A 21247-nucleotide genomic window follows, 5' to 3' on the forward strand; every position below is an offset into this window, starting at 1 on the left:
CACGCATCCAACCTGTGATTACAGGTAGGGATGCGGCTAATGTAATGACAGCGTTCGTCGAAGTCAAAGCCGATCGGGAGAACATGACAAGCGACCAGTCCAGCCGCACCGGTGTGGTGATCGTCGGCAGCGTCACCGCCGATGTGACCACCTTCTCCCAGCGGCTCCCCGCCCGCGGCGAGACCATCCTCGGCGACGAGTTCACCCTGCTGCTGGGCGGCAAGGGCGCGAACCAGGCCGTCGCGGCCGGTCTCGCAGGCGCCCGCACCAGCTTCGTCGGCTGCGTGGGCGATGACCTGTTTCACGATCTCGTCGTCGACGGCCTCAGCAGCGCGGGTGTCGATCTGACCCACCTGCGCACGGTGCCCGGCCCCACCGGGATCGCCCACATCCGCGTCGACGCCTCGGCGCAGAACGACATCGTCATGGTGCCGCTGGCCAACGCCCACCTCAACGCCGAGCAGATCGACGCGGCCCTCGCCGCGCTCGCGCCGACAACGTCGGTGCTGCTGACGCAGCTCGAGACCCCAGCATCCCTAACCCTGCACATCGCCTCGCGTGCCCGCGAGCACGGCATGACCGTCGTGCTCGACCCGGCTCCGGCAGCGCCACTGGATGCCGCGGTCTGGGCGCACATCGACATCGTCACCCCGAACGAGACCGAGGCGACACTGATGAGTGGCATCGAGGTCGTCGACCGCGACTCGGCCGAACGTGCGGGCCGCTGGTTCCGTGAGCAGGGCGCCGGCGCCGCGGTGATCACGATGGCCGAGAAGGGGTCGTGCGTCGTGACCGCCGAGGGCACCACGTTCATCGACCCGATCCCCGTCGAAGCCGTCGACACGACTGCCGCGGGCGACGCCTACGCCGGCTACCTGGGCGCGGCACTCGCCGAGGGCTGGACGCTGGCCGAAGCGACCGAGCTGGCCAGCGCGGCGGGCGCGATCGCCGTCACCCGCCAGGGCGCCTCACCGAGCCTGCCCCGTCGTGCCGAAGTGGATGCCCTGCGCGCGTCGCAGAGCTGAGGAGGAGCCCATGCGCAAGACCGACACCACCATCAACCCGGCGCTCTCACGCGTGATCAGCGAGACGGGTCACACCGACCTGATCGTCGTGACCGACGCCGGACTGCCGATCCCGCCCGGTGCCGAGCGCATCGATCTGGCATACCGCCCCGGCGCACCGGCGTTCCTCGATGTGCTCGACACCGTGCTCGCCGAGATGGTCGTGGAGGGTGCGACCGTGTCGGCAGAGGTCGCCGAGATCAGCCCGCACGTGCTCGACGCACTGCGTGAGCGCCTGCCGGGCATCGCGATCGAGCTGGTGCCGCACATCGAGTTCAAGAAGCGGACCGCGGATGCCCGCGCCTTCGTGCGCTCCGGCGAGTTCACACCGTACGCCAACGTGATCCTGCACGCGGGCGTCGCGTACGGAGCACCGTCATGACCGAGAGCAACGACGGGATCGACCGTCGCTCCGCCGCTCCGATGTACGACCAGCTGCGGCGGCTGATCGTCGAGCACATCGAGAACGACCGCCTGCAGCCCGGCGACCCGTTGCCGGGCGAGCACCGACTGTGCGACCAGTACGGCGTCTCGCGCACGGTGGTGCGGCAGGCACTGGGTCAGCTGGAGCACGAGGGCCTGATCGAACGGGTCAAGGGCAAGGGCACCTTCGTGGCCAGGCCGCGCACGGCCGAATCGCTCGTGCACACGCTGGTCGGACTCTACGAGGAGGTCGAGCGCCGCGGCGGGCACGTGCACAGCGACATCCTGCGCCATGAGCGGATCACCGCCGATGCCGACGTCGCGCGGGCGCTCGAGCTGGACGAGGGCGCCCCGGTGGTCGTGCTCGAACGTCTGCGTCACGTCGACGGCGACGCCTGGTCGCTGTCGACGACGTGGATGCCCGAGGACGTCGGCACGCACTCGTTCGACGTCGATCTGCGGGAGGCCTCGCTCTACCGACTGCTCGCAGAGCAGGGCATCGTCGCCACGCACGGCGTCCGCTCGGCTGAGGCGACGGTGGCCACGCACGAGCAGGCCCAACTGCTGGGGTTGACCGCGGGCGCGGCCCTGCTGCGGCTGCGCAGCGTGAGCCGCGATGAGAGCGGGCGGCCGATCGAGTTCTTCGTGGCCTACCACCGCGGCGACCGCTCCCGTTTCGAGTTCCAGCTCGATGCCGACAGCTCGCGGGGCGAGCTCATCCGCATCCCGTGACCGCGACGGCTACCCTCGAATCATGAGTGAGTGGGTCAGTTCCGCCATCCGGGTGCTCGAGGCGGATGCCAACCGCTCGGCCGATACGCATCTGCACCTGTTCCCCCTCCCGGCGGAGTGGGGCATCGACCTGTACCTGAAAGACGAGTCGGTGCATCCGACCGGGTCGCTCAAGCACCGCCTGGCACGATCGCTGATCCTGTACGGGCTGGTCAACGGCCTGATCGACGAGAACACGACGCTGGTCGAGTCGTCCAGCGGGTCGACGGCGGTATCAGAGGCGTACTTCGCCCGGATACTGGGCCTGAAGTTCATCACGGTCATCCCGCGCTCGACGAGCCAGGAGAAGATCGACCTCATCGAGTTCTACGGCGGGCACTGCCACCTGGTCGATCGGGCCGAGGACATCTCCCCCGAGGCGCGGCGGCTGGCGGCCGGATGCTACGGGCACTACCTCGACCAGTTCACGTTCGCCGAGCGGGCCACCGACTGGCGGGGCAACAACAACATCGCCGAGAGCGTGTTCAGCCAGTTGGCTCAGGAGCGGCATCCGATCCCCCGCTGGATCGTCGTCGGTGCCGGCACCGGCGGCACCAGCGCCACGTTCGGACGCTACGTGCGCTACCGGCGCCACGCCACGCAGGTCGCGGTCGTCGACCCCGAGGGGTCGGCGTTCTACGCCGCCTGGAAGGGCGACACCGAGGCGACCGGGCAGCCGAGCCGTATCGAGGGCATCGGGCGTCCGCGCGTCGAGCCCTCGTTCGTCCCGAGCGTCATCGACGAGATGATCGCGGTGCCGGATGCGGCCTCGGTCGCCGCCATCCGCCTGCTGCGTGAGCGCACGCTGCACCTGGCGGGCGGCTCGACGGGCACCAACCTGTACGGCGCTTTCGAACTCATCGGGCGCATGCGCGATGCGGGCGAGACCGGCAGTGTCGTCACACTGATCTGCGACAGCGGCATCCGCTACACGCAGACGTACTACTCCGACGAATGGGTCACGTCGCAGGGCCTCGATCTGGCCCCGCACCGGCAGCGGATGATCGATTTCCTCGCCGGAGGCGCCTGGGGGTAAGCGCGCGTCGAGTCGTTGGGCGCGCGGTTGCGTTCACAACTCCGGAGATTCTCGCCGAATCCGGTCATCTGAGCCGTTTTGCCACCAGACCGATGGAGTTCTCCGGAGTTGTGAACCGACAGCGACCAGCACCGGGCTACCCTGGGGCCATGACTACGCTCATCCTCACCGTCGCGGGAGCGGATCGCCCCGGACTCGTCTCTGCCGTCGCCGATGTCGTCGATGCCCACGGCGGCAACTGGGAGAACAGCAGCCTCGCCGAGCTTGCCGGAATGTTCGCGGGCGTGATCCAGGTCTCGGTCGCTGCGGACCGCGTCGATGACCTGCGCGCAGCCCTCGACGCGCTGGATGGCCTGCTGACGGTGACGGTACACGCCGGGGCGGGCAGCGGGGCCGATGCCTCGCCGCAACGGGTCTCGCTGACCGTTCTGGGCAACGACCGCCCCGGAATCGTGCGCGAGGTCTCAGGCGCGCTGGGGTCACACGCCCTCAGTATCGAGAGCATGACCACCGAGACGCGCGACGCGGCGATGGCCGGCGGCCGACTGTTCGAGTCGTCCGTGACCGCTGTCGTCCCGGCCTCGGCCGACATGGATGCCCTGCGCGCGGCGCTCGAGCGGATCGCCAGCGAGATCCAGGTCGACATCACCGTCGACTGAGCGGCACCCCGTCGAAGCGGGCGTCAGTCCCGCACCGGCTCCGCTTCTCCGGCGGAGTGCGTCCGCACCCACGCGGCCGTGTCGGCGACGTGCGCAGACGCCGCCGCGGACGCGGCGACCGGGTCGGCCGCGGCGAGGCCACGCAGAATGGCGCGGTGCCCGATGTCGGAGTTGCGCTTCAGCTCGGCGGCATCCGCCGGGTCGGAGAGGCGGTACGCGCGCGACCGGGAGCGCAGAACGTCGAGCAAGCTGGTGAGTGCATCCTGTCCGGCGACCTCGGCGATGGCCATGTGGAACTCGTGATCTAGGCGCGAGTGCGCCTGGAAGTCGTCGTTGGACTCGATCTCGGTGAGCAGCGCATCGAGGCGGGCGATCTCGTCCTGATCGATGCGCGCGGCGGCGAGCGCGGCGACGTGCGGTTCGAGAGCACGGCGCAGCTCGGTGAGTTCGAGCACGCCCTCCATGGGCAGCAGCCCGACGGTCAGTGACAGGCTGCTGATCAGGTCGGCGGCGCGCAGCTCGCCGACGTAGCTGCCCGATCCGTGCCTGGTCTCGAGAACGCCCAGCGCCGCCAGCATCCGAATCGCCTCGCGCAGCGAGCCTCTCGACACACCGAGTTGCTCGCACAGCTCGCCTTCGCTGGGCAGGCGGTCGCCGGGGCGCAAGGCGCCATCGGCGATCAGCGATCGCAACCCGTGCAGGGCGGTGTCGAGTGCACTCATCGGTTCTCCCCGTGTCTCCGTCGTGCTTGCAGCGAGTCTGTCGGAAGGACACCTCGGAGACTATTTGTAGAACAACTTAGTCACTAAAAGCGGATTTCACTCGACATATCCCCGGAGCCGTGGCATGGTTGTGCAACAAGTTCTCCCCCCACCGTTGCGAGGATGCATGACCACGGGCACCACCCCACCGCCGATCCGGCTGAAGTCCTTCGAGCGCGCACGCGACGCGTGGCCGCTCGATCCGAACATCATCCACCTCAACCACGGGTCGTTCGGAGCCGTGCCCACCAGCGTCGTGGCGCATCAGGACGCCCTGCGCCGCCGCGCCGACCTCAGCCCGGTCGAGTGGTTCCCGCGTATCGCCGAGCGCGTGCGCGAAGCCCGTGAGCGCACCGCCCCGTTCGTCGGAGCGCGGGCCGAAGACACCGCATTCGTGCCGAACGCCTCGGCCGCCGCGACCGTGGTGTTCAACGCACTCGTACTGTCTGCCGGCGACGAGATCCTCGTCACCGACCACGGCTACGGCGCCGTGACCATGGGCGCACAGCGCCTGGCCCGACGCTTCGGAGCAACCGTGCGCGTGGTGCACCTGCCGTTGCTCGCCGATGACGACGAGGTGGTGCAGCGCTTCGCCGACGCGATCAGCGCGCGCACCCGGCTGATCGTCATCGACCAGATCACCTCCGCCACGGCGCGCCGATTCCCCACCGCGCGGATCGCCGCCCTCGCCGCCGAGCATGGCGTACGCACGCTCGTCGACGGCGCGCACGCCCCCGGCCTCATTCCCGACGCCGCCGTCGCCGGCGGCGGTGACTGGTGGTTCGGCAACATGCACAAGTGGCCGTGCGCCCCGCGCGGCTCCGCCCTGCTGGTGACCACGGCCGAAGACCGCCAAGACCTCTGGCCGCTGATCGACTCCTGGGGCGCACCCGACCCCTACCCGGTCCGATTCGACACCCAGGGCACGGTCGACGCCACCACCTACCTGAGCACACCGGCATCCATCGACTTCGTCGAGAGCGAGATCGGCTGGGACGCCGCTCGCGAGGCGATCGCCGCGATGGCCGACCATGGGGCGCGCGTCATCGCCGATGCCCTGCAGCCCTACACCGAGGCCGAGGCGCTCGCGCCGCTGCCGACACCCGTGCCGTCGATGCGCCTGATCCGCCTGCCCGACGCCCTCGGCCGCAATCGCGAGCAGGCCGACGACCTGCGGATGCAACTGATCGACGCCGTCGGCGTCGAGACGGCGTTCACCAGCTTCGAGGGCGTCGGCTACTTCCGACTCTCGGCCCACCTGTACACCGAAGCATCCGACTTCGAGGCCTTCGTGGACCGCTGCATTCCCGAGATCCTTCAGCGCGCCGGCATCCGCACCCCCGCGCCCGCACACGTCATCTGACTCCCACCCGAGAACACCCAACCCTGAAAGAGAAGAGGCACCTCATGAAGCACAAGCTTCTGACAGCCGCGAGCATCGGCACCGTCGCCGCGCTCGCCCTGACCGGCTGCTCGGCCAGCAGCGACGGCGGCTCGGCCGACGGCGACGTCACCCTGCAGATGGTCGAGAGCCTGACCAACCCCGCACGCACCGACCTGCTGCGCGGACTGCTCGACGAGTTCGAGGCCGAGAACCCCGGTATCACCGTCAAGCTGGTCTCGCCGCCCACCGAGCAGGCCGACCAGAAGATCCAGCAGATGCTGCAGTCCGGCAAGGGCGTCGACGTGCTCGAGGTACGCGACCTCACCGTCGGCCCCTTCTCGAACAACGGCTGGCTCTACGACATGAAGAGCGACCTGGCCGACTGGGACGGCTGGAACGAGCTCACCGAGAACGCCCAGGCCGCCGCCGACACCGACGGCAAGAGCTACTTCGTGCCCTACGGCTTCTACGGCCTGTCGCTGTTCTACCGCACCGATCTGGTGGCGGATGCCGGATTCGACGGCCCGCCGCAGAGCTGGGAGGACCTGCTCGAGCAGGCATCGGCCATCCAGGACCCGTCCAGCAACGTCTACGGCTACGCCTTCCGCGGCGGCCCCAACGCGAACAGCAACGTCGTCGCGGCCATCGAGGCGTACGTCATCGACGACCTGAACGTCGAGGACGCCTTCCTGCTCAACGACGGCACCACGATGTTCGCCGCCCCCGAGGCGCAGGACGCCGTGGACACCTACTTCGAGCTGTTCACCCAGGCATCGCCGCCGTCGGCCGTCTCGTGGGGCTACCCCGAGATGGTGGCCGGCTTCACCAACGGCACCACCGCGTTCCTGCTGCAGGACCCCGAGGTCATCGCCACCGTGCAGGAATCGTCGCTGAGCGAGGACCAGTGGGACACCGCTCCCCTGCTCGTCGGCCCGACCGGCAAGGCCGCGCAGCCGCTTGCCACCGCCGGATGGGGCGTGACCGAGGCCAGCGAGCACAAGGAAGAGGCGGTCAAGCTCGTCGAGTTCCTGTCGTCGTCGGGCCCGGCCACCACCTTCGCGCAGAAGAACAGCCTGGTGCCGATCATCGCCGGCGCCGCAGAGGATGACTTCTACAAGACCGGCCCGTGGACCAGCTACGTCACGATGACCGAGAACCCCGACACCTACATCAACGTCGTGCAGCCGCGCGGCGTGAGCTGGTGGACCGAATGGATCCAGAAGTCCGACCAGGACGTGCAGAAGGTGCTGCTGGGCGACATGTCCACGCAGGAGCTGCTGGCGTCGTGGGACGAGTACTGGACGGAGAAGTACGCCACGGAGAAGGGTTGACCCCGTTGGCTGCTCGCACTGTGAAGGGAGGCCCCGTCGGCGCAGCCGGCGGGGCCTCCCCCGCCCGCACGCCGGCATCCGACTCCCGGCACCGCGTCTTCCGAGCGAAGCACGCGCTCACCCTGCTCGCCTTCATGGCGCCCGCGATCGTCTTCGTCGTCTGGTTCACCTACGTACCGATGCTGCAGGGCGCCCGCATGGCCTTCCACGACTGGAACCTCTGGGACCTCACGTCGACGCCGTTCGTCGGCTTCGACAACTTCGTCACCGTGTTCACCGATCCGGTGTTCCCCACCGTCGCCTGGAACTCGGTGCTCTGGGTGGTCGGGTCGCTCGTCCCCCAGCTGGTGATCGGCTTTCTCATCGCACTCGCGCTGCGCAAGCGGTTCCGGTTCCGCGGTGTCTACCAGGCACTGGTGTTCTTCCCCTGGGCAGTCTCGGGCTTCCTGATCGGCATGCTGTTCCGCTGGATGTTCAACGCCGAGTTCGGCGTGATCAACGACCTGCTCATGAAGGCCGGTCTGATCGCACAGCCGCTGCCGTGGCTTGCCGACCCGAAGCTGGCGATGTTCGCCGTGATCGCCGCGAACATCTGGTACGGCGTGACCTTCTTCGCGATCATGATCCTCGCGGCACTGCAGTCGGTGCCCGACGAGATGCTTGAGGCTGCGAGCATCGACGGCGCCGGCAAGGTGCGCCAGCTGTTCTCGATCATCATCCCGTACATCTCGATGACGCTGCTGCTGACCGTGCTGCTGCGCATCATCTGGATCTTCAACTTCCCCGACATCATCTGGGCGATGACCGGCGGCGGCCCCGCCAACCAGACCGACATCGTCACCACGTGGATGATCGACTTCACCCAGCAGGGCAACTACGGCATCGCCAGCGCCATCGGTCTGATCGTCGTGGCCTTCCTGCTGGTGTTCTGCGGGTTCTACCTGATGGCGATGAGGAGGATGCAACGATGAGCGCGACCATGGCCATCACGACCGCCGAGGCGACCAAGCGCTCCGGCCGCGCGCCGCAGGCACCGCGCCCGCGCCGCCGGCTCACCGTCGGCGGGGTCGTGCGCTTCACCGGGTTGGCGATCTGGCTGATCATCACCCTGTTCCCGCTGTACTGGATCGCACTGACGTCGTTCAAGTCACCGGGAACGATCAACGCGTTCCCCATCGAGTACTGGCCGAGCGAGCCGTCGCTGCAGAACTACTCGAGCCTGTTCGAGAAGAGCAGCTTCGGGGTGTTCCTGATGAACTCCGCCATCGTGGCGCTGGCAGCCGGAGCCGTGGCGACCCTGATCGCCCTGCTGAGCGCCTATGTGCTCGCACGATTCGAGTTCCGCGGCAAGGGCCCGGTGCTGGTGGCGTTCCTGCTGACGCAGATGATCCCCGCGTTCATCGCGCTCGGGCCGCTGTACTCGATGATGACCGACCTGGGGCTGGTCGACACCCGCCCCGGGCTCGTGCTGGTGTACGTCGCGGTGTGCATCCCGTTCTCGACGGTGATGCTGCGGGGCTTCTTCGAGAACGTCCCGGCCGCGCTCGAAGAAGCCGCGATGATCGACGGATGCTCGCGCCTGACCGCGCTGTTCCGTGTGCTCGTCCCGGTGATGACGCCCGGCATCATCGCCGCGTTCATCTTCAACTTCGTGAACTGCTGGAACGAGCTCTTCCTGTCGGTGGTGCTGATCAACTCCGAGGAGAAGCGGACGGTGCCGTCGGCGCTGAACGGCTTCATCTCGACGTTCAACATCGACTGGGGTTCGATGTCGGCCGCCGCGGTGCTGACGATCCTGCCGACGATGGTGCTGTTCGCTCTCGCCAGTCGCTGGATCGTGGCGGGACTCACCTCGGGTGCCGTCAAGGAGTGACCTGCGGCGATAGCCTCGGATGATGGACACCGATCGTCGCGCGAGCGTTCTCGCCGCGCTCACGGCAGCGCTCCCCGAGGGAGCGCTCATCACCCACGAGGACTCCCTGCAGGCCTACCGCCGCGACCGTGCGGACGACCCGCGAGCTGGCATGCCGCTCGCGGTCGTCCGCGCCGAGTCGACCGAGGATGTGCAGGCCGCGGTGCGCATCGCGGCCCGCGAGAATCTCGCCGTCATCCCACGCGGCGCGGGCTCGGGCCTGTCGGGCGGCACGTCGGCCGTCGACGGCGCGATCGTCATCTCGCTGGAGCGGATGCGGGCGATCACCATCGACCCGGCCGTGCAGATGGCGGTCGTGCAGCCGGGGGCGTTCAACGCCGAGGTCAAGTCCGCAGCATCCGAGCACGGCCTCTGGTACCCGCCCGACCCGTCGTCGCAGGACTTCTGCTCGATCGGCGGCAACGTCGCCACCAATGCCGGCGGGCTGTGCTGCGTGAAGTACGGCGTCACCAGCGACTACGTGCTGGGCTTGACGGTGGTGCTCGCCGATGGACGTGCGGTGAAGCTCGGCGGCCCGCGTCTGAAGGATGTGGCGGGGCTGTCGTTGACGAAGCTGTTCGTCGGCAGCGAGGGGACTCTCGGAATCGTCACCGAGGTGGTGCTGCGACTGGTGCCCGCGCAGAGCACACCGACCACGCTGGTGGCGATGTTCCCCACTCTCTCGGGCGCTGTGCAGGCCGTGGTCGACATCAAGGCCACGATGCGCCCGTCGATGCTGGAGTTCATGGACCAGGTGGCCATCAACGCCGTCGAGGACATGACGCGCATGGAGCTCGATCGCACGTCGGCGGCGATGCTGCTGGTGCAGTCCGACGAGTCAGGCGCGGTGGCAGCGGCCCAGGCCGAGGCGATCGAGCAGCTGTGCACGGCGGCCGGCGCCACCGAGGTGTACGCGACCGATGATGCCGACGAGAGCGAGGCGCTGATCGCCGCCCGCCGGATGGCCGTGCCTGCGGTGGAGCGTCGCGGAGCGCTGCTGCTGGAAGACGTCGGCGTGCCCCTGCCGCGACTGGCCGACCTGGTCGAGGGCGTGCAGGTGATCGCCGAGCGCAACGGCATCGAGATCTCGATCATCGCGCACGCCGGCGACGGCAATACGCACCCGCTGCTGGTGTTCGACCGCGAGGACGCCGATCAGAGCGCCCGTGCCGATCGCGCCTTCGGCGAGGTGATGGATCTGGCGCTCGCGCTGGACGGCACGATCACCGGTGAGCACGGAGTGGGCCGGCTCAAGCAGCCCTGGCTGGCCGCGTACCTCGGCGACGACGTGTTCGAACTGAACCAGCGCATCAAACAGGCGCTTGACCCGCAGAACATCCTCAACCCCGGCGTGATGTTCGACGCCCCGTAGCGCGCCCTCCCCTCGCGCGCCCCTTTCCGCCCGCGCGCCCCCTCACGAGGGGTCAATAATCGTCGTGTGCAGCCCTCTGAACCCGACAGATTTTGACCCCTCGTGGGCGCGGCGTGCGGGGAATGGGTGCGCGGGGGCGGGGAAAGGGATGCGGAGAGGGGCAGGCGGGGCGCGGCGGATGCCTCAGACGAGGCGCTGCGCGGGAGAGACGCCGTATGTGTGCTCCGGGTCGTCGTTGACGACGCCGGCGAGCGCGGAATCGATCGCGGCCATCGTGTCGGCATCCAACCGCACTCCGGACGCCTTCACCGTGTCGGCAAGCTGCTCGGGACGCGACGCGCCCACGAGCGCGGCGGCGACGTTCGGGTTCTGCAGCACCCAGGCGATCGCGAGCTGCGGCATCGTCAGACCCGCCTCGGCCGCGATCGGCTTCAGCCGCTGCACCGCTTCGAGGATCTCGTCGCGCAGGAAGCTCTGGATGAAGTGCGCCCCCGAGTGCGGATCGGTCGCCCGCGATCCCTCGGGCACCGGCTGACCGGGCAGGTACTTGCCGCTCAGCACGCCCTGGGCCATCGGCGACCAGACGATCTGCGAGATGCCGAGCTCTTCCGAGGTCGGCACGACCTTGCCCTCGATCACGCGGTGCAGCATCGAGTACTGCGGCTGGTTCGAGATCAACTGGAACCCCAGCTGCTTCGACAGGGCGTGGCCTGCGCGCAACTGCTCGGCGGTCCACTCGGAGACGCCGATGTACAGCGCTTTGCCCTGGCGCACGACGTCGGCGAAGGCCTGCATCGTCTCTTCCAGCGGAGTCTCGTGATCGTAGCGGTGCGCCTGGTACAGGTCGACGTAGTCGGTGCCGAGGCGCGTGAGCGATCCGTCGATCGACTCGAAGATGTGCTTGCGGCTGAGTCCGGTGTCGTTCGGTCCCTTCGGCCCGGTGGGGAAGTACACCTTGGTGAAGATCTCGAGGCTCGCGCGCCGCTGACCTTCCAGAGCCTTGCCGAGCACGACCTCGGCGGCCGTGTTGGCATAGGTGTCTGCCGTGTCGAAGGTGGTGATGGCGGCATCCAACGCCGCGTGCACGGTCGCGACGGCGGCGTCGTCGCCGACCTGCGATGCGTGCGTCACCCAGTTGCCGTACGTGATCTCCGAGACCTTGAGTCCGCTGTTGCCCAGATAGCGATAGTTGACCATGTGCCCACGCTAGTGGCGTTCCGCACCGCGTGGGGCGGTGCGACACTGGGAGCATGTCCGCCCCCGCCGATGCGCTCCCCCGACTGCTGTACGTCGAGGATGAGGTCGAGACCGCCGCGATGGTCGCCGAGGTGCTCTCCGACGAGTACGCGGTCGATCATGCGGGTACCGGTGAGGCGGGCCTCGAGCTGGCGCTCGGTCGACGCTACGACGTGATGGTGGTCGATCGGCGTCTGCCGGGCATGAGCGGCACCGATCTGCTCACCGCGGTGCGCACGGCGCACATCACCACTCCGGCGATCATGCTCACCGCGCTCGGCACGGTCGACGACCGGGTGAGCGGCCTCGACGCGGGCGCCGATGACTACCTGCTCAAACCCTTCGACTTCGATGAGCTGCGCGCCCGCCTGCGCGCTTTACGCCGAGGCCGAGGACCTGGGATGCGGCGCGAGATGGGCGATTGGCTGTTCTCGGCATCGGCGCTTGCGCTGTACGCGCCCGACGGTGGGCGCATTCCGCTGACACAGGCCGAGGGCGATCTGCTCGAACTGCTGACCTCCAGCCCGGAGCACGTCTTCTCGCGCGACGAGATCGTCGCCAGCGCTTTTCCCGGAGGGTCGGCCAGCAGTGTCGACGCGCTGGTGCACTACGTGCGGCGCAAGTCGACACCGGAACTGATCGAGACGGTACGCGCCCGCGGGTACCGCAGCGGGATGCCACGATGAGCCGCCGAGCAGATCATGCCGTCGCCGCCGATCGCGCCCGCGTGCAGCGCTCCGCGGTGCGCTCCGGTCTCTGGGTGGGCCTCGCCTCGGCGGCGGTGGTCACTGCGGTAACCGCGACGATCATCGCGACGCTTGTCACCGCCAGTCGCCCCGACGGTCGTCCGCCGCGCGACGACGATCCCGGCGGTGGACGCCCGCGCATCCTCGATCTCGACGATGTGCTGCCGGTCGTGATCGTGATGGGCGTCATCGGCGTTCTGCTGCTGGCGGTCATCGCCTGGTACGCGTCGCGTCGGGCATCCGAGCCGCTGGCCGAGGCGCTGGGCGTGCAGCGCGCGTTCGTCGCCGACGCCAGCCACGAACTGCGCACTCCGCTGACGACGCTGAACAGCCGCATCCAGCTCGCCGAGCACCGGCTGCGCGGGGGTGAGGATGTCGGCCCCGTCCTGCGCGATATGCGCCGGGATGCCGAGGTGATGGACGCCGTGCTGACCGACCTGCTGCTCGCCGCCGAGACCGCGGGTGTGCGCTCCGACGACGCCGACGCCGCGGCGCCAGTGGCGGATGCCCTCGCCGACGCCGCCGCGGTGCTGGAACCGCGAGCCGCTGAACGCGACGTGCGCATCGTCAGCGATGCGCCACCCGGACTGCACGTCGCCGCCGAACCGACGGCACTGCTGAGGGCGGTGATCGCGCTGCTCGACAATGCCGTGCGGCACAGCCGCGACGGCGGAGCAGTGCAGCTGAGCGCGCGTGCAGAAGGCCGCCATGTGCAGATCCGTGTGGCTGATGAGGGCACGGGCCTGTCTGGCATCGACCCGTCGCGGGTGTTCGAGCGGTTCACCCGCTCGAACACATCGGCTCAGCGCACGGGCTTCGGGCTCGGCCTCGCGCTCGTGCGTGATGTCGCCAACCGCTTCGGTGGCTCGATCGAGGTGGAGGACACGTCACCGCAGGGCACGACCTTCTTGTTGACGCTGCCGCGCCGGTAAGTACGGGTGAGCGCCGGCAAGTGCCGGCGAGCGCCGGCTGAGAGTCGCCGATCGGTCGGCTATGAGGTCGCCGTGAGAGTCGGATTCTTGGCGTTCTCTTGGTGCGCGCGCGGGACAGTTCCCTCATGACAGAGAACAACGACACACCCGCCACTCCCGCTTCGGACGACGCTGCGACCGCGGATGCTACGCAGACCCAGAACGACGGTGCGACGCTGCCGCTGACTCCGCCTGCGGATACGGCGCAGCAGACACCCCCGGCCGCCGGCGCGGCGGCAGCCGATGCCGCACCACAGGCATCCGCACCACAAGCATCTGCGGAGTCCCGGCCGTTCTGGAGCCGCACCGGCGTGCGCATCGCCGCGGCCGGCGTCGCCGGGGTCGCGCTCCTCGGCATCGGAGCCGGCGCGGGCTGGGCCGCCCACGGTGAGCTGCAGCCTGCCGGGCAGCAGATCCAGAGCTGGGGCCCCGGCGGCCAGCCGGGCGGCGGTCAGAACGGCGAGCAGGGCGATGGCGACGGCCCCGGCCGCGGCGCATCCGGCCCGGGTGAGAACCGCGGCCCGCACGGTGATCGTGACGGGGACGGCGACCAGCGCGGTCCTGGCGATCGCGACGCCGACGGCGACGGCGACGGCACGTCGCAGGACAACGGCACCGAGCAGGACAACGGCACCCAGCAGGACGACGACACCGAGCAAACGCCGACCCCGCAGGAGTCCTCCGCGTCCTGACCGGCGCCATCGGACGACCTCGCAGGACTCGACAGCGACCAGAACCGGAGCACGATCATGGTGGCTTCCCCTCACGCACCGGCCTTCACAGCCCCTCGTGCGCAGAACGCGCTCCGCCGTCTCGAGGCGTGGCGGCTGGGCGCCGTCATCGTCGTCTGGTCGACGAGTCTCTTCGTCGTCGCCCTCTGGGTCGGCGGCGGAGGTGTCGATGCCCTGCTCGGCGGCGGTGCCGAGACCCTCAACGCCCTCGGACGCCTCACCGGACTGGTCTCGTCCAATCTGTTGCTGCTGCTCGTGCTGCTGATGGCGCGGATCCCGCTGTTCGAGCGGGGCTTCGGCAAGGACGGCATGACCAGGATGCACCGGCTCACGGGCTTTTGGTCGTTCGCTCTCATGCTGGCGCATCTGGCTCTGCAGACGCTCGGGTACGCCGTGGCCGCAGGTGTCGACCCGATCGCGCAGTTCGTCGAGTTCGTCGTCGACTACCCCGGCATGCTGCTGGCGCTCGCCGGCACCGTGCTGGTGGTGCTCGTCACGCTGACTTCCATTCGCCGGACCCGTCGGCGCCTTCGGTACGAATCGTGGCATCTGCTGCACCTGTACGCCTACCTCGGAGCGGGGCTCGCCCTGCCCCACCAGCTCTGGACGGGTGCCGACTTCACGGCTTCCACGGCGGCGACCTGGTATTGGTGGGGCCTGTGGATCGCCGCGGCGATCGCCGTGGTCGCCTACCGCGTGATCGTTCCGCTGGCGCGGTCGTCCCGGCTCCGGCTGCGGGTGTCCGAGGTGTCTCCGGACGGCTCCAATGGTGTCACGGTCCGCATGCGCGGCGGCGCCGTGCACCGCCTGGGCGCCCGGCCGGGGCAGTTCTTCGTCTGGCGCTTCCTCGACGGCCCCGGCTGGACGCGGGGGCACCCGTTCTCGCTGTCGGCAGCGCCGACGCGCGACGAGTTGACTATTTCGGCGCGCGTGGTCGGGGACGGCACCGAGCGCCTGACGGCGCTGACCCCGGGAACCCGGGTGCTCATCGAGGGCCCGTACGGTGCGATGACCGGCGAGCGGCGAAGCGGACGGCGGATGCTGCTGATCGGCGCCGGCGCAGGAGTCGCGCCGCTGGTGTCACTGCTCGAAGGCGAACAGTACGGCCCTGGTGAGGCGACCATCATCACCCGGGATTCCACTCCGGCGGCCGCCCTGCGCACGGAGGCGCTCGCGGTGCTCGAGCGCGAGCGCGGCGTGCGGCACGTCGCGCTCTTCGGAGCTCGCGCCCGGTCGGGCGCCGCCTGGCTGCCGGAGAGCCACGCGGGATGGAACGGAGCAGACGCCCTGCGCTTCCTCGCGGCGGATCCCCTCGACTACGACGTGTACGTGTGCGGGCCCCCGCAGTGGATGGCTGCGGTCCTGCGCGACGTGCGCGCGGCCGGCTTCCCGTCATCGCAGGTGCACCACGAGTCCTTCACCGTCTGAGACCGAGGAGAGAACATGAAGACCAGCCCGCTCCTGCGGATCGGCTATGCCGCTCTCGCCACGATCAGCGGCCTGGTGCTGCTGTTCGGATACCGCACCTCGCACGTCGTGACCACCCCCGCGCAGGCGCTGCCGGCGTCGTCATCATCGTCATCGTCATCGTCATCGTCATCGTCATCATCCGTGCCATCCGACACGAGCACGACCGCCTCCGACGGCACGGGCTCTTCGTCCGAGGCGGGCGCATCATCATCCTCAGCACTTCAGGACGGCACCTATACCGGCGATGCGGCGTCGACACGCTACGGACCCGTGCAGGTGCAGATCAGCGTGAGCGGCGGCAGCATCGCATCCGTCGACGTGATCGACTATCCCGATTCCAACCACCGCGATCAGCAGATCAACAGCCGAGCCATCCCGCTGTTGGTGTCCGAGACGACCGCATCGCAGTCCTCGAGCATCGATCTGGTCTCGGGTGCCACCTACACCAGCCGCGGGTACGTGGAGTCGCTGCAGAGCGCGATCGACCAGGCACGCGCATGACCAGGCGCGCACGGCACGTCGACACGTGCGAGGTGATGGGCACGGTCGCGAGCGTGCACGTCATCGGCGCCGACCGGGCCACGGCCGCTGCGGCTGCACGCGACTGTTTCGCGGTGCTGCGCCGCGCCGACCGCGTGTTCAGCACGTACGACGACGGATCGGACGTCCGCAGGATCGCACGCGCCGACCTCGACCCCGCAGACGCGGATCCGTGGGTCGCCGATGTGCGGGCGGCGTGCCTCACGATGGCCGACGAGACCGGCGGGCTGTTCGACGCCTGGCGACACGGCTGGTTCGACCCCACCGGCCTGGTCAAGGGCTGGGCGGCCGAACGCGCCGCACGCCAGGCGCTGGGTCCGCTGGTGCGACCCGGCGGAGCGGTCGCCGCCGCCCTCGACGTGGGCGGCGACATGCAGGTGTTCAGCGCGGACGATGGGGAGCACACCTGGAACGTCGGTATCGTCGACCCCTCGGACCGCCGTCGGGTCATCGCCACCGTACCGATCCGCAACGGTGCGATCGCGACCTCGGGCAGCGCGGAACGCGGTGCACACATCATCGATCCGCGCACCGGTTCACCGGCGACCGGTATCGTCTCGGCCACCGTGCTCGCCGATGGTCTGACCCGAGCAGACGTCTGGGCCACGGCGGCCGTCGCCGCCGGGATCGATGGCTTCGCCGGTGTCCTGACGGCGCGAGAAACGTCAGGCATGACCGTGGATCGCGCCGGGCACGTGCGGCGATGGATCACCGGTACCGAAGCGGGTATCGAGGTGTGTGTCGAGACGGCCGGGAGCGGATGCTGAGATCCGCCCGGGCAGGACGCCCCGTCAGCCGATCAGGCGACCGACACGGCGACCGGGCGGCTCCGCGCCAGGCGCACGACGAGCCAGACGATGCCCGCCGAGGCCAGCAGGCTGGTGATGTACAGCGGTGCGGCCCAGGGAGACGCATCCGCGCCGGAGATGAAGAACGTGTCGGCAAGGCTCATTCCCGGAGCGAACGAGGCGACGAAGTAGGCCGGAGCACCGAGCACCAAGACGATCAGGAAGAGCAGCATCAGCACCTCGGGGTCGAGGTCGGCGCGCATGCCGAGCACCGCGATGACGATCGCGATGACGACGCCGACCGCCAGCACTCCCAGCCCGAACCCGACGGGCATCGTCTCGCCGACGGCCGCCATCTCGGCATAGACCTCATCAAGTGAGAGCCCGGGGGCAGCGGCCAGCGGGTTCAGCACGAAGATCTGCACGGCCGCCCACACGGCGTACAGCGCCACCGCCACCACACCGGCCAGAGATACCATTCCGCGTCGGTTCATGGCGACAGCCTCTCAGACGCCCGCCGGTTCGCGCAGATCGGCACGCGTCATCGGCACAGTGGGCGGACCGGGATCGATGGCAGGGTCAGAAGCCCGGGCATCCGGCTCACGGACAGCATCCGCCGCCTCAGTGAAGCCGACCGCAGGAGATGGCGAGGCGTTCTCGGCGACGATCGCGGCGCGATCGCGGAAGCCGTCAGCGGTCACGCGATCGAGATCGACCTGCTTGCGGATCGCTTTCGCCTTCTCGTACAGCGAGGGGTCTCCCCAGCTGGTGAGCACCTTCACGATCACCGGCAGCAGCTCGATCATGAAGAACAGCGCCGCGATCAGCACATGCGCCCACCAGATGGCGGGCTCCTTCGCGGCGAGGTTCTTCAGTCCGGTGATCTGGCTGAGCAGGCCGACGGCTTGCGCGTTGCCGGCGGCCACCGAATCGGCGCGGGCGTTGTACGCCGCAAGGGCCTGCTCGTAGCTCTGCTGCGCGGCGGGCAACTGGTCCTGCGCCTGCTGACGGTTGGTGGCCTCCGAGGCCGAGGTGTTCTGCTTGGCAGCGGTCTCGGCGGCGGCGAGGTCATCGTTGGCGTCGCGCAGCTGCGCGGCGAGCGCATCGTAGGTCTGCTGGGCCTGAGCGAGCTGCGCCTTGGCGGCGTCCGAGCTGGAGCCCTCTCCGTTCACGCCCGTGCAGCCGGGCACCTCGCCGGCGCCCTCTCCGGTGAGCTCGCACTGGTACAGCGCGCGGGCGTCATCGATGACCTGCTGCTGCTCGGTCATCTTCGCGGTGACGTCGTCGACGGTCGAGGCCGCCGCGGCCGTCGACGCCGAGCCCGATTCGGTGCCGGCGACGATCCCCGTCGCGGCCTGGTTCTCGAGGGCGGCGACCCGGGCGGATGCCGCGTCGAGCGCGATCTTCTCGGGTCCCTCTTCGAGGGCGGCCTGATCGGACTGCGACTGGGTGATGTTGGTGGATGCCACCTCGCGCGCGATGTCGTTGTGGAACACCTGCAGCACGAGGGGTTCTGCCACGAGGAAGCCGATCAGTGCTGCCATGGCCACGCGCGGCACAGCGAGGGCGATCAGTTTCATGACGCTGCGCGTCGACGTCATGGTCGAGGTCAGGAACCGGTCGAGGTTGAAGATGATGCCGCCCCAGACGACGGCCAATGGCACGGCCACCCAGATCGCGACCTGCACGCCCGTGGTGAGGGCGAACATCATCGAGATCGCCGAGACGAGCGCTGTTCCCAACAGCACGAAGAACATCTGCACGAACCGCGGGGTCTCGCCGGGTACCCGGTCGAGGATCTCCCCCTCGGCACCGCCGAGGATGGCCATGGTGCGCAGGCGCGAACCCTCGGCACGGGGCGCGCGCTCGGCACGGGGCGCGCGCTGGCGACGTGGGGCGCGCTCGCGGCGGGGCTTGCGCGCGTTCGCCGGCACGGAGTCCGGCTCGGTCTCGGGGAGCTCCGCGGGCGCGGGCTCGGCGCGCTCGGATGGGTCGACCGGCTCGGACGGGTCGACGGGAGTCGCCGGGGCGGGCGCACCGGTCGGCTCGTAGTGTCGCAAGAAGTCGAGGTCCTCGTCGGTCACCGAGCCGTCAGACGCGTCGGTCTCCAACGAGATCCGCCCCTGGGAATCCATCCGACCAGGGCGATGTGCGGAATAGGACATCCCTCGAGGGTAGGAAACCGTGCCTGTGGGAGTCCCGGACGATCGCTGGGACGGCTCCCAGGAACGTGCATGGGGACGCCGCCCCATCGGTCAGGCGATGACCATCGTGTGATCGACCGCGGGCGCACGGCTGTCGTCGAGGGACCCGATCAGTTGCGCCACACGTCGCGCGCCGGTCGGCGGATGCTGACGCACTCGCACCCCGAGAGAGCGGATGACGGCCACCGGATGTGGCGGCCGACGCCACGGCTGCTGCGGGCTCAGGGCATCGTCGACCCGTTGCAGAGTGTCGGCGGTGAGACCGGAGGGCAGGGCATCGTGGGCCGCATAGTGGTCGAGGATCTCGTTGACAGTCCAATCAGACGTGAAATCCGCGGGATTGGCTGAAGGGCTGGTGCGCGACGGGCTCATTGGACCAGAATGTGTCGCTATGAGCACAACGAACAGTGCCAATCAGCGGCTGGTGGACCACCGCGCGGCCACGGTCGACTCGACGGCGCTGGCCGCACGTCTGGGTCGGTGGGCGCACGGCGACGGCACTCTGTCGGCGCGGCTCGCCGCCGGCATCCGTTCCCTGATCGACACGGGGGAACTGCGCCCGGGCGATCGCTTGCCGGCCGAGCGGGCGCTGGCGGCCGCCGCGGCCGTCTCTCGCGGCACAGTCGTCGCGGCGTACGGCGAGCTCGCCGAGCACGGTGCGGTCGAACGCCGCCAGGGCAGCGGCACGCGCATTGCCGGGTCGACGCTGTCGGCTCCGGGGCGTGGCGGGCGCGGTGAGGTGCTCTTCTCGGCGCTGCCGAACTCGATCGATCTGTTGCGCACGGTGCCGCGAATCCCCGATCTGGGGGTGCAGGTGATCCGTGCGCACCACCCCGACCTCGCCACCGCCCTGCTACCCGAGACCGATCCGGCCGGCCTGCCGTCGCTGCGGGCGCTGATCGCCGACCTGTACACCTCTGAGGGCGCGGCGACATCACCCGAGCAGATCCTCGTGACCCACGGTGCGCAGCAGGCCATCAGCCTGCTGATCGACGCGCTCGTCTCTCCCGGTGATGTCGTGCTGGCCGAGGAGGTCACCTGGCCGGGCGTCACCGACAGTGTGCGCCAGCGCGGCGGCATCGTGCACGGCATCCCGATGGGAGACGACGGCCTCGACCCCGTGGCCCTCGAGGTGGCGATGGCGCGGATGCGGCCCGTGCTGGTCGCCCTGAATCCGCACCATCAGAACCCGACGGGCACGCGGCTGCCGCCGGCCGCACGACGGCGCGTCGCCGATCTGGCCGCACAGTACGGGGTGGTCGTCGTCGAGGACCGCGTGGTCGCCGGCATCGCCTTCGACGGCGTGATTCCCCCACCACTGGCGGCCGAGCGGGCGGATGCCCCCGTGGTGGTGGTCGAGTCGCTTTCGAAGTGGGCGTGGGCGGGACTTCGGATCGGCTGGCTGCGCGCCGACCCCGTGCTCGTGCGGCGCCTGCGTGGCGCCCGGCAGCTCGCCGACCAGTCCACGAGCATCCCCGGGCAGCTTCTCGCGATGGACTTGCTCGCGCACGCGGGTGAGTTGCGGCGCGAGGTGGCTCGCGAGCACTACGCCCGGCTCGGGCTGCTGCGTGAGCTCATGGCCCGCCACCTGCCCGATTGGAGCTTCGTCGAACCGCGCGGCGGGCTCTCGCTGTGGGCGCGGCTTCCGATCGGATCGGCGGATGCCCTCGCCCGGGTCGCGGCGGTGCATGGCGTCTCGGTGGCGGGCAGTGGCGAGTTCGCCGCATCGACGTCGCCGGACGACCACATCCGCATTCCGTTCACCGCGCCCGATGACGTGCTGACCGAAGGGGTGCGCCGGCTGGGTGCCGCCTGGGCCCAGTACCGCGCGACGCTCTGACGCGCGAG

The 21247-nt window shown here is 69.5% G+C and carries 22 protein-coding genes; 17 read left to right on the top strand and 5 right to left on the bottom strand.

From position 1 onward, the window contains the following. Positions 1 to 44: 44 nt before the first annotated feature. The 5 genes from ACLD0U_RS13445 to ACLD0U_RS13465 all read left to right on the top strand — a co-directional run bounded on the left by ACLD0U_RS13445 (position 45) and on the right by ACLD0U_RS13465 (position 3953). Positions 45 to 1025, top strand: coding sequence for a ribokinase (locus ACLD0U_RS13445; protein ID WP_242519354.1), 981 nt, complete (start codon positions 45 to 47; stop codon positions 1023 to 1025). Positions 1026 to 1035: 10 nt separating this feature from the next. Continuing rightward, positions 1036 to 1446 carry a D-ribose pyranase gene (rbsD, locus tag ACLD0U_RS13450; RefSeq protein ID WP_179409819.1) on the top strand — a complete coding sequence of 137 codons (411 nt, stop codon included), beginning with the start codon at positions 1036 to 1038 and terminating at the stop codon, positions 1444 to 1446. Then, on the top strand, positions 1443 to 2219 hold the full coding sequence (locus ACLD0U_RS13455) for a GntR family transcriptional regulator (RefSeq protein WP_206821558.1): 777 nt from the start codon (positions 1443 to 1445) through the stop codon (positions 2217 to 2219). The genes rbsD and ACLD0U_RS13455 overlap by 4 nt, the downstream gene beginning before the upstream one ends. A gap of 22 nt (positions 2220 to 2241) precedes the next feature. Further along, positions 2242 to 3294 carry a PLP-dependent cysteine synthase family protein gene (locus ACLD0U_RS13460; protein ID WP_410340914.1) on the top strand — a complete coding sequence of 351 codons (1053 nt, stop codon included), beginning with the start codon at positions 2242 to 2244 and terminating at the stop codon, positions 3292 to 3294. Positions 3295 to 3443: 149 nt separating this feature from the next. Then, positions 3444 to 3953 (top strand): glycine cleavage system protein R, encoded by a 510-nt coding sequence (locus tag ACLD0U_RS13465; protein ID WP_179409816.1) that lies wholly within the window; start codon positions 3444 to 3446, stop codon positions 3951 to 3953. 23 nt (positions 3954 to 3976) lie between these two features. Here the strand turns inward: ACLD0U_RS13465 and ACLD0U_RS13470 are convergent, their stop codons facing one another. Continuing rightward, positions 3977 to 4675, bottom strand: a complete 699-nt coding sequence (locus ACLD0U_RS13470) for a FadR/GntR family transcriptional regulator (protein WP_179409815.1) — start codon at positions 4673 to 4675, stop codon at positions 3977 to 3979. Positions 4676 to 4841: 166 nt separating this feature from the next. Between ACLD0U_RS13470 and ACLD0U_RS13475 the strand changes: the two genes are divergently transcribed. Genes ACLD0U_RS13475 through ACLD0U_RS13495 form a run of 5 tightly spaced genes read left to right on the top strand, consistent with a single transcriptional unit; the run spans position 4842 to position 10713 of the window. After that, on the top strand, positions 4842 to 6077 hold the full coding sequence (locus ACLD0U_RS13475) for an aminotransferase class V-fold PLP-dependent enzyme (RefSeq protein ID WP_410340915.1): 1236 nt from the start codon (positions 4842 to 4844) through the stop codon (positions 6075 to 6077). A gap of 44 nt (positions 6078 to 6121) precedes the next feature. Next, positions 6122 to 7429: an ABC transporter substrate-binding protein gene (locus tag ACLD0U_RS13480; RefSeq protein ID WP_410340916.1), complete on the top strand. Its 1308-nt coding sequence runs from the start codon at positions 6122 to 6124 to the stop codon at positions 7427 to 7429. 5 nt (positions 7430 to 7434) lie between these two features. Next, complete coding sequence (locus ACLD0U_RS13485) at positions 7435 to 8400, top strand: carbohydrate ABC transporter permease (RefSeq protein ID WP_206551350.1); 966 nt, start codon at positions 7435 to 7437, stop codon at positions 8398 to 8400. Further along, positions 8397 to 9302, top strand: coding sequence for a carbohydrate ABC transporter permease (locus ACLD0U_RS13490; protein WP_224818046.1), 906 nt, complete (start codon positions 8397 to 8399; stop codon positions 9300 to 9302). Before ACLD0U_RS13485 ends, ACLD0U_RS13490 begins: the two co-directional genes overlap by 4 nt. 22 nt (positions 9303 to 9324) lie before the next feature. Further along, on the top strand, positions 9325 to 10713 hold the full coding sequence (locus tag ACLD0U_RS13495; RefSeq protein WP_222446806.1) for an FAD-binding oxidoreductase: 1389 nt from the start codon (positions 9325 to 9327) through the stop codon (positions 10711 to 10713). A 183-nt stretch (positions 10714 to 10896) separates the two neighbouring features. Here ACLD0U_RS13495 and ACLD0U_RS13500 read toward each other — a convergent pair whose 3' ends face one another. Then, positions 10897 to 11910, bottom strand: a complete 1014-nt coding sequence (locus tag ACLD0U_RS13500) for an aldo/keto reductase family protein (RefSeq protein WP_410340917.1) — start codon at positions 11908 to 11910, stop codon at positions 10897 to 10899. A 53-nt stretch (positions 11911 to 11963) separates the two neighbouring features. On the opposite strand from ACLD0U_RS13500, the gene ACLD0U_RS13505 reads away from it, so the two are divergent. From ACLD0U_RS13505 to ACLD0U_RS13530, 6 genes are all read left to right on the top strand, one after another. Then, complete coding sequence (locus ACLD0U_RS13505; protein ID WP_206551076.1) at positions 11964 to 12635, top strand: response regulator transcription factor; 672 nt, start codon at positions 11964 to 11966, stop codon at positions 12633 to 12635. Continuing rightward, positions 12632 to 13627 (top strand): sensor histidine kinase, encoded by a 996-nt coding sequence (locus tag ACLD0U_RS13510; protein ID WP_410340918.1) that lies wholly within the window; start codon positions 12632 to 12634, stop codon positions 13625 to 13627. Before ACLD0U_RS13505 ends, ACLD0U_RS13510 begins: the two co-directional genes overlap by 4 nt. A 125-nt stretch (positions 13628 to 13752) precedes the next feature. Then, positions 13753 to 14358, top strand: coding sequence for a hypothetical protein (locus ACLD0U_RS13515; protein WP_410340919.1), 606 nt, complete (start codon positions 13753 to 13755; stop codon positions 14356 to 14358). Between the two features lie 57 nt (positions 14359 to 14415). Next, positions 14416 to 15825: a ferric reductase-like transmembrane domain-containing protein gene (locus tag ACLD0U_RS13520; protein ID WP_410340920.1), complete on the top strand. Its 1410-nt coding sequence runs from the start codon at positions 14416 to 14418 to the stop codon at positions 15823 to 15825. A 15-nt stretch (positions 15826 to 15840) separates the two neighbouring features. After that, positions 15841 to 16368 carry an FMN-binding protein gene (locus tag ACLD0U_RS13525; protein WP_410340921.1) on the top strand — a complete coding sequence of 176 codons (528 nt, stop codon included), beginning with the start codon at positions 15841 to 15843 and terminating at the stop codon, positions 16366 to 16368. Then, the gene (locus ACLD0U_RS13530; protein WP_410340922.1) at positions 16365 to 17174 is read left to right on the top strand and encodes an FAD:protein FMN transferase; all 810 of its coding nucleotides are present in this window, start codon (positions 16365 to 16367) and stop codon (positions 17172 to 17174) included. Before ACLD0U_RS13525 ends, ACLD0U_RS13530 begins: the two co-directional genes overlap by 4 nt. Before the next feature lie 32 nt (positions 17175 to 17206). On the opposite strand, the gene ACLD0U_RS13535 is transcribed toward ACLD0U_RS13530, so the two are convergent. The 3 genes from ACLD0U_RS13535 to ACLD0U_RS13545 all read right to left on the bottom strand — a co-directional run bounded on the left by ACLD0U_RS13535 (position 17207) and on the right by ACLD0U_RS13545 (position 19771). Continuing rightward, positions 17207 to 17689 (bottom strand): hypothetical protein, encoded by a 483-nt coding sequence (locus tag ACLD0U_RS13535; RefSeq protein ID WP_410340923.1) that lies wholly within the window; start codon positions 17687 to 17689, stop codon positions 17207 to 17209. Between the two features lie 12 nt (positions 17690 to 17701). Further along, positions 17702 to 19360: a DUF4407 domain-containing protein gene (locus ACLD0U_RS13540; RefSeq protein WP_410340924.1), complete on the bottom strand. Its 1659-nt coding sequence runs from the start codon at positions 19358 to 19360 to the stop codon at positions 17702 to 17704. A gap of 90 nt (positions 19361 to 19450) precedes the next feature. Beyond that, positions 19451 to 19771 carry a hypothetical protein gene (locus ACLD0U_RS13545; protein WP_410340925.1) on the bottom strand — a complete coding sequence of 107 codons (321 nt, stop codon included), beginning with the start codon at positions 19769 to 19771 and terminating at the stop codon, positions 19451 to 19453. 19 nt (positions 19772 to 19790) lie between these two features. Here ACLD0U_RS13545 and ACLD0U_RS13550 point away from each other — a divergent pair, with 19 nt between their 5' ends. Next, entirely contained in the window at positions 19791 to 21239 is a 1449-nt protein-coding gene (locus ACLD0U_RS13550) for a PLP-dependent aminotransferase family protein (protein WP_410340926.1), read from the top strand. Positions 21240 to 21247: the final 8 nt, after the last annotated feature.

This window comes from Microbacterium sp. 2216-1 (assembly GCF_046507855.1).
Lineage (GTDB): Bacteria > Actinomycetota > Actinomycetes > Actinomycetales > Microbacteriaceae > Microbacterium > Microbacterium esteraromaticum_C.

Excerpts from the sequence above, each read along its gene's own strand:
- ACLD0U_RS13530 (WP_410340922.1), top strand. The coding sequence starts at position 16,365 with ATGACCAGGCGCGCACGGCACGTCGACACGTGCGAGGTGATGGGCACG.
- ACLD0U_RS13505 (WP_206551076.1), top strand. The coding sequence starts at position 11,964 with ATGTCCGCCCCCGCCGATGCGCTCCCCCGACTGCTGTACGTCGAGGAT.
- ACLD0U_RS13550 (WP_410340926.1), top strand. The coding sequence starts at position 19,791 with ATGAGCACAACGAACAGTGCCAATCAGCGGCTGGTGGACCACCGCGCG.
- ACLD0U_RS13540 (WP_410340924.1), bottom strand. The coding sequence starts at position 19,360 with ATGTCCTATTCCGCACATCGCCCTGGTCGGATGGATTCCCAGGGGCGG.
- ACLD0U_RS13480 (WP_410340916.1), top strand. The coding sequence starts at position 6,122 with ATGAAGCACAAGCTTCTGACAGCCGCGAGCATCGGCACCGTCGCCGCG.
- ACLD0U_RS13520 (WP_410340920.1), top strand. The coding sequence starts at position 14,416 with ATGGTGGCTTCCCCTCACGCACCGGCCTTCACAGCCCCTCGTGCGCAG.
- ACLD0U_RS13510 (WP_410340918.1), top strand. The coding sequence starts at position 12,632 with ATGAGCCGCCGAGCAGATCATGCCGTCGCCGCCGATCGCGCCCGCGTG.
- ACLD0U_RS13495 (WP_222446806.1), top strand. The coding sequence starts at position 9,325 with ATGGACACCGATCGTCGCGCGAGCGTTCTCGCCGCGCTCACGGCAGCG.
- rbsD (WP_179409819.1), top strand. The coding sequence starts at position 1,036 with ATGCGCAAGACCGACACCACCATCAACCCGGCGCTCTCACGCGTGATC.
- ACLD0U_RS13490 (WP_224818046.1), top strand. The coding sequence starts at position 8,397 with ATGAGCGCGACCATGGCCATCACGACCGCCGAGGCGACCAAGCGCTCC.
- ACLD0U_RS13525 (WP_410340921.1), top strand. The coding sequence starts at position 15,841 with ATGAAGACCAGCCCGCTCCTGCGGATCGGCTATGCCGCTCTCGCCACG.
- ACLD0U_RS13545 (WP_410340925.1), bottom strand. The coding sequence starts at position 19,771 with ATGAGCCCGTCGCGCACCAGCCCTTCAGCCAATCCCGCGGATTTCACG.
- ACLD0U_RS13445 (WP_242519354.1), top strand. The coding sequence starts at position 45 with ATGACAGCGTTCGTCGAAGTCAAAGCCGATCGGGAGAACATGACAAGC.
- ACLD0U_RS13500 (WP_410340917.1), bottom strand. The coding sequence starts at position 11,910 with ATGGTCAACTATCGCTATCTGGGCAACAGCGGACTCAAGGTCTCGGAG.
- ACLD0U_RS13455 (WP_206821558.1), top strand. The coding sequence starts at position 1,443 with ATGACCGAGAGCAACGACGGGATCGACCGTCGCTCCGCCGCTCCGATG.
- ACLD0U_RS13515 (WP_410340919.1), top strand. The coding sequence starts at position 13,753 with ATGACAGAGAACAACGACACACCCGCCACTCCCGCTTCGGACGACGCT.
- ACLD0U_RS13475 (WP_410340915.1), top strand. The coding sequence starts at position 4,842 with ATGACCACGGGCACCACCCCACCGCCGATCCGGCTGAAGTCCTTCGAG.
- ACLD0U_RS13460 (WP_410340914.1), top strand. The coding sequence starts at position 2,242 with ATGAGTGAGTGGGTCAGTTCCGCCATCCGGGTGCTCGAGGCGGATGCC.
- ACLD0U_RS13465 (WP_179409816.1), top strand. The coding sequence starts at position 3,444 with ATGACTACGCTCATCCTCACCGTCGCGGGAGCGGATCGCCCCGGACTC.
- ACLD0U_RS13470 (WP_179409815.1), bottom strand. The coding sequence starts at position 4,675 with ATGAGTGCACTCGACACCGCCCTGCACGGGTTGCGATCGCTGATCGCC.
- ACLD0U_RS13535 (WP_410340923.1), bottom strand. The coding sequence starts at position 17,689 with ATGAACCGACGCGGAATGGTATCTCTGGCCGGTGTGGTGGCGGTGGCG.